The 6,053-nt window shown below is 69.5% G+C and carries 3 protein-coding genes and 1 tRNA gene; 3 read left to right on the top strand and 1 reads right to left on the bottom strand.

Annotated elements, in window-relative coordinates:
• Positions 1–216 precede the first annotated feature (216 nt).
• From AAC134_RS14120 to AAC134_RS14110, 3 genes are all read left to right on the top strand, one after another.
• A tRNA-Gln gene (locus AAC134_RS14120) sits at positions 217–291 on the top strand.
• A 1,034-nt stretch (positions 292–1,325) separates the two neighbouring features.
• On the top strand, positions 1,326–2,819 hold the full coding sequence (locus tag AAC134_RS14115; RefSeq protein WP_339949745.1) for a DUF1254 domain-containing protein: 1,494 nt from the start codon (positions 1,326–1,328) through the stop codon (positions 2,817–2,819).
• Between the two features lie 128 nt (positions 2,820–2,947).
• Positions 2,948–5,356 (top strand): arylsulfatase, encoded by a 2,409-nt coding sequence (locus AAC134_RS14110; RefSeq protein WP_339949743.1) that lies wholly within the window; start codon positions 2,948–2,950, stop codon positions 5,354–5,356.
• Here the strand turns inward: AAC134_RS14110 and AAC134_RS14105 are convergent.
• On the bottom strand, positions 5,296–6,018 hold the full coding sequence (locus AAC134_RS14105; protein WP_339949742.1) for a hypothetical protein: 723 nt from the start codon (positions 6,016–6,018) through the stop codon (positions 5,296–5,298). The genes AAC134_RS14110 and AAC134_RS14105 overlap by 61 nt on opposite strands.
• Positions 6,019–6,053: the final 35 nt, after the last annotated feature.

Below are 6,053 nucleotides of genomic sequence, written 5' to 3'. Positions count from 1 at the left end.
TTCGAACCTCCGACCCCTGCCTCCCGAAGACAGTGCTCTACCAGGCTGAGCTACACTCCGAACCGAGCGGCGAGAACCATGCGTCCCCGCTGCGGCGCCGGAGGTAGCAGGGCGCCGTGCCGGGCGCAAGGCGTTTCCGCTGTCGCAGGGCGCCCGCGTTCGCGCCGCGCAGGGCCTTGCCGCTCCGCGCGCTCGCGGTTAGGTTCCGCCGCGCTTTGGGGCGTCGCCAAGTGGTAAGGCAGCGGTTTTTGGTACCGCCATTCGCAGGTTCGAATCCTGCCGCCCCAGCCAAGATCGCTGACCCTGCGTTTGCAGCGCCTTGATCTGGTATTGAGATCGAGTGTCGAGACGCCTGCTCATTCGAGCCGACACCTGCTCGTGAGGTCTGTGCGTCAATGGCGAGCGGGTCCATCCGAAGGCGACCGAGGCCCACCTCCGACCGGGTTGCTCTCCAGGCGAGTCAGGCACGGCTACGGCGAGCGGACGCGTCGCTAGACTGCCGAGGCTCGCCGGGAATCGCGATGCGTTGTTTGCAGGAGCGGTCGCGCAGGCGAAAAATCGCGCCCACGCGGAATGCGGGGCCATTCTTGACGGCGTCGCCGCTTTTGACTCGGTTTCGGATTGGTGGCCGGCATCTGCCGCGCAATCAGTTTATTGGGCGTGGGCATTCACGGAATATGCTCACGACATCGGGCAGCGCGCCGGCTCAGGATCTGATACGTCACATCTACATGATCGGGGCGCCCATATTCATGGCGCACCTCGTGCGGAGGGCGCCTGGTCGAAGCGCAAGCAGGCCGGGCTCGCATCCCGTGAAGATGGCTCAGGACGACCTTCCGCGCCGCAGGTCTTGCGCCTGCTCGACCGGATCGGCCGCGAGGTCGCGGCGCAGGGCGCCGCCGGTTTCCCAGCTCCCGATTCCCTGATCGAGACAGATCGATGTTCGCCGCCCGCCCCGGGAGGACAGCCTGGACGGGCGATGAAGCAGAGGAAGGGACTGAAGGCGCCGGCCGTCGTCAGCAGGTCCGGCCGCCCCACGGCCAACCCATTCAGGCCGCCCGGCCGATCGTCGAGGGAACGGAGGTTTTCGCCCCGCCTGCGGGTCCGAAGCTCGCAGACGTCGAGAAGGCGTTCATGGACCGCCTTCGGCTGCTTTGGCAGCCAGCCGTTCCGCCCGCCACCCGGCGGGCCATTTGAATGAACAAGAATAAATCTTTGAGAATGCACGCTGGCGGGCTGTTTGGCGCCGAAACTTCCTTTACGAAAGTAACCCGTGCAGGCTCCCGCGTCGGGGCCTTCGCCGACTGAGAGAACTGGAGGGCGTGGTGAGTTTGGAACGTGTGACGAAGGGTCTCCTCGCAGCCGTGTTGGGTGGGGGCGTCGGCCTCGTCCAGGCGGCGCCGGCCGCCGCGCAGGAGGCGCTGCCGGCCGATTTCTCGCCCGAATACCGGCTGGGCGTGCCGACCGACGACACCGCCCGGAAGATGCTCGACGAACTCGACTACCAGCGCGCGGTCCAGGTCTACCTGTGGGGGCTGCCCGCGGTCGGGATGCAGCAGTACCGGATGTCCAACGCGCAGGGCATGGGCGGCGGCTCGGACCAGTGGAAGGTCGGGTATCTGGGCGATCTGATGAGGGTCAACGTCGGCCACCTGACCGGCAATCCGGACTCGATGTATGTCGACTATTTCTTCGACACGCAGGACGGGCCGATCATGGCGGAGGTTCCCGCCGCCCTGCCGGGTTTCATCGACGACATCTGGGAAAAGCCCGTCGTCGACGTGATCCCCGCGGTCTCGGCCAGCGGGCGCTACCTGATCGTGCCGCCGGGGTGGGAGGGCGAGGCCCCCGGGGACACGGTCGTGGTCCGCCCGGCCACCTACGTCAGCTGGATGCTGCTGCGCGGCAATGTCGAGCGGACCGAGGACGGGCCCGACACCTCCGCCGCCGTCGCGCTGATGGAGGAGGAGCTGAAGATCTATCCGCTGAGCGCGATGGACGATCCCTCGGCCCGCCCGACGCTCGAATTCTTCAACATGAGCGGCATGGATCTGGACCGGATCCCGCCGGAGGGGCTCGCCTACTGGGAGCGGCTGGCCGAAGTGGTGAGCGAGGAGCCCGGCACCCAGACCGACGCCTTCGCCATGGGCCTGATGAAGGCCATCGGCCTCGCCCCCGGCCAGCCCTTCGAGCCCGACGACCGGATGCGGAAGATCCTCGAGCGCGCGGCGGTCACCGGCCAGGCGATGGCGCGCTCGATCGCGTTCAAGAGCGACGGCCCCCCCGAGCGCTGGCACTGGCCCGACCGCTTCTACAGCGAGGCCTACATGGGCGGCAGCCCCGCCTTCGAGATCGACGGCCACGTGAACCACGATTCGCGCACCCAGTTCTTCTACCTGGCCTGCGGAACCAGCCAGCTGATGAACTCGACCACGCCGGGGGTCGGGCAGGCCTATCCCTGGGGCACCCGCGACGCCGAGGGCGCGCAGCTCGACGGGGGCCAGAGCTACCGGATGCATCTGCCCGCGGACATCCCGGCGAAGCTCTACTGGTCGGTGACGGTCTATGACACGCAGAGCCGCTCGCAGCTCGACAACGGCTCGGACTTCGCGCGGATCTCGACCTTCACCCAGCCGAAACAGAACGCCGACGGCAGCACCGACCTCTATTTCGGACCCGAGGTCCCGGAGGACGAGGCGGCGAACTGGGTGAAGACCGTCCCCGGTAAGGGCTGGTTCTTCCTGTTCCGCCTCTACGGCCCCGAGCAGGCGTATTTCGACCGAAGCTGGAAGCCGGACGACCTGGTCCGGCTCGACTGAGCCACCGCCCTGCGCCGGCCTCGGCTGGCGCAGGGCGTCCCGAGATCCTTGATTTCAAGTGTATTCCGCTGCGTAATGACCTGGTCGGCCGCCCCGCGCGTCCGACGCCGCTGAGAAGGATGCGCATCATGTCGCCGACCCCAGAGGCCAGGCCCGTCCTCGCCTTCCGCCCGGCCCCCGCGCCGACTTTCCCGCGCGTGACCGCGGCGATCGTGGCGCTCGTCGCCCTCGCCGTCGCCGCTCCGGGCGCCCAGGCGCAGACGTCGGCCGCCTGGCCCGACCGCTCCGCCCTGCCGCAGCCGCTGGAGCCCTTTACGGGCGAGATCGGCCGGACCTACCAGGACTCGACCCCGCACTGGCAGGCGCCGATCGCGGCGCCCGAGGGCGCGCCCAATGTGGTGATCGTCCTGCTCGACGACGTCGGCTTCGGGCAGACCGGAACCTTCGGCGGCCAGATCCCCACGCCGGCGCTCGATCAGCTGGCCTCCGAGGGGCTGTCCTACACCCGCTTCCACACCACCGCGATCTGCGGCCCGACCCGGGCGGCGCTGCTGACCGGGCGCAACCATCACGTGGCCGGCAACGGCTTCCTGATGGAATGGGCGACCGGGTTCCCCAACTACTCGACCATGATCCCCAAGAGCACCGCGACGCTCGGCAAGGTGCTCAGGGAAAACGGCTACGCCACCTGGTGGTATGGCAAGAACCACAACACCCCGGACTGGGAGACGACGGTCGCGGGCCCCTTCGATCGCTGGCCCACCGGCCTGGGCTTCGACTATTTCTACGGGTTCAACGCCGGCGAGACCGACCAGTATTACCCCGTCCTGTTCGAGAACACGCTGCCGGTCGAGCCGGAGACCACGCCCGACGAGGGCTATCACCTGCTCACCGACATGACCGACCGGGCGATCGAGCGGATGGCGTTCTTCAAGTCCGTAGCCCCGGACAAACCCTTCTTCATGTATTTCGCGCCGGGCGCGATGCACGCGCCGCACCAGGCCCGGGCCGAATGGCGCGAGCCCTTCAAGGGCGCCTTCGACGACGGCTGGGACGCCTATCGCGACGCCACCTACCGCCGCCAGCTCGAAAGGGGCCTGATCCCCGAGGGCACGGAGCTGACCCCGCGCCCCGAGTGGGTTCCGGCCTGGGACACGCTCGACGACACCCAGAAGCGCGTCTACGCCGCGCTGATGGAGAACTACGCCGGCTACATGGCCTTCACCGACCATGAGGTCGGCCGGCTGCTGGCCGCGGTGAAGGCGTTGCCCGACGCCGAGAACACGATGGTGATCTACATCGTGGGCGACAACGGCGCCTCGTCCGAGGGCGGCCAGGACGGCACCTTCAACGAGATCGCCTCGCTCAACGGCATCCAGAGCTCGCTGGAGGAGATGCTCCCCGAGCTCGAGACGGTCGGCCAGCCGGGCTCGGAGCCGCATTACCCGATGGGCTGGGCCTGGGCCGGCAACGCTCCCTTCCAGTGGGTGAAGCAGGTCGCCTCGCACCTGGGCGGCTCGCGCAATCCGATGGTGGTCAGCTGGCCGGCGCGGATCCAGCCCGACGACGCGCCCCGCCAGGCCTTCCTGCACGTGATCGACGTGTTCCCGACCGTGCTCGAGGCCGCGGGCATCCCCGCGCCCGAGACGGTGGACGGCATCGAGCAGAAGCCGGTCGAGGGCGCCTCGTTCCTCGCCAGCTTCGAGAACCCGGACTTCCCGGGCCGCAGCAGCCAGCATTTCGAGATCCTCAGCAACCGCTCCTTCTACAAGGACGGCTGGAAGGCGAACGCCCAGCACACGCTGCCCTGGCGCCAGGATCTCGCTCCGGGGAACTGGGATGCGGACGTGTGGGAGCTCTATTACCTGCCCGACGACTTCTCCGAGGCCAACGACCTGGCGGCCGGGAACCCCGAGAAGCTCGAGGAGCTCAAGGCCGGCTTCGAGGAGGCGGCGCGCCGTCACGCGGTGCTGCCGCTCGACGACCGCGGCGCGGCGCGCCTTGCGGTTCCCAAGCCGCCGGCGCCGGGCGCCGACGCGTCGGGGAAGACCTTCACCTACCACGCCGGCGCGATGCGCATTCCCGAACCCGCGGCGCCGCCGATGAAGAACAACGCCTGGACGCTGACCGCCACCATCTCGGCCGAGGGCGAGGCGACGGAGGGCGTGGTCATGGCCTTCGGCGGGCTGGCGGCGGGGCTGACGCTCTACCTCGACCAGGGCGTCCCGGTCTTCGTCTACAACTACTTCGGGGACCGGACGGTCCTGCATGGCACGGCGCCCGTGTCGGGCGAGGCGACGCTCGAGGTCGACTTCGCCTACGAGGGCGGCGACGCCCCGGGCGCAGGCGCGACCATCACTCTCTCCGTCGACGGCGAGCAGGCCGCCCAGGCGCGGCTCGAGGCGACGGTTCCCGGCCGGTTCGGCGCCGACACCTTCGGCGTCGGCGAGGATCCCGGTCAGCCGGTCATTCCGGACTACCAGGCGCCCTTCGCGTTCACCGGCGAGATCGACACCGTGACGATCACGATCCGGTAGCGCCCGGGTCCTCTGCGACCGGCGCCGTCACAGGTCGGCGCCGGTCGGTTGATCGACCGGATCGCCGAAGCGGTCGATATCCGCAGGCTCACGGCGCCGGCGAAAGGCAGCGCGGCCGTGGCTGAGGCCCGCCGTTCCGCGACGACGCCTCTTGGCTGGAGATCGCCTTCGCCAATCTCGGCCCCGTCGCCGCGAACCTGTCCCTGACCGGGGTCGAGCCGTCCCGCCAGCGGGCGGGCATGGACAAGGTCGTCCCCTTCGACGCCCTCCCCACCGACGACGGCGAGAACGTCATCGCCCCCGCGAACCACCGCCTGTTCGGCAAGCTGACGGGCGCGCCCGACCGCGAGGATCGGGGCCGGGACACGGAACTCTCCGGCAACGCCGGCCGCGCAGAGCGCCGCACCTCGTCCGCGCCCCTGATGATCGAAAGCGTCCGCTGGTTGAGGTGCATCCCGGTCGCGAGCCCCGCCCAGTCTGGCGCGAACGGGGCATCCTCCTCCGGCAGGCGCAGGGTCATCGGGCTCGGCGTCGCCGGAGTCATCGATCGTCGAGGATTGCCGCCAGGCTCCCGTCCGCCCATCGCCAGCCCCGATGACCCTGCCGTGCCCGAGCCGCGCAGCCAGCCCGGACGAGCTGACGCGGTTGGACGCGCGCGCCATGGCGGGTCGCGGAGCGGACGCCGCGCGCGCCGCGC

Source organism: uncultured Albimonas sp. (assembly GCF_963977235.1).
GTDB lineage: Bacteria > Pseudomonadota > Alphaproteobacteria > Rhodobacterales > Rhodobacteraceae > Albimonas.
The sequence above is the reverse complement of the archived record's forward strand: the minus strand, read 5'-3'. Positions and strand labels throughout refer to the sequence as shown.

Bases quoted from the DNA above. Each gene is read 5' to 3' on its own strand.
- AAC134_RS14110 (WP_339949743.1), top strand. From the start codon at position 2,948: ATGTCGCCGACCCCAGAGGCCAGGCCCGTCCTCGCCTTCCGCCCGGCC.
- AAC134_RS14105 (WP_339949742.1), bottom strand. From the start codon at position 6,018: ATGGCGCGCGCGTCCAACCGCGTCAGCTCGTCCGGGCTGGCTGCGCGG.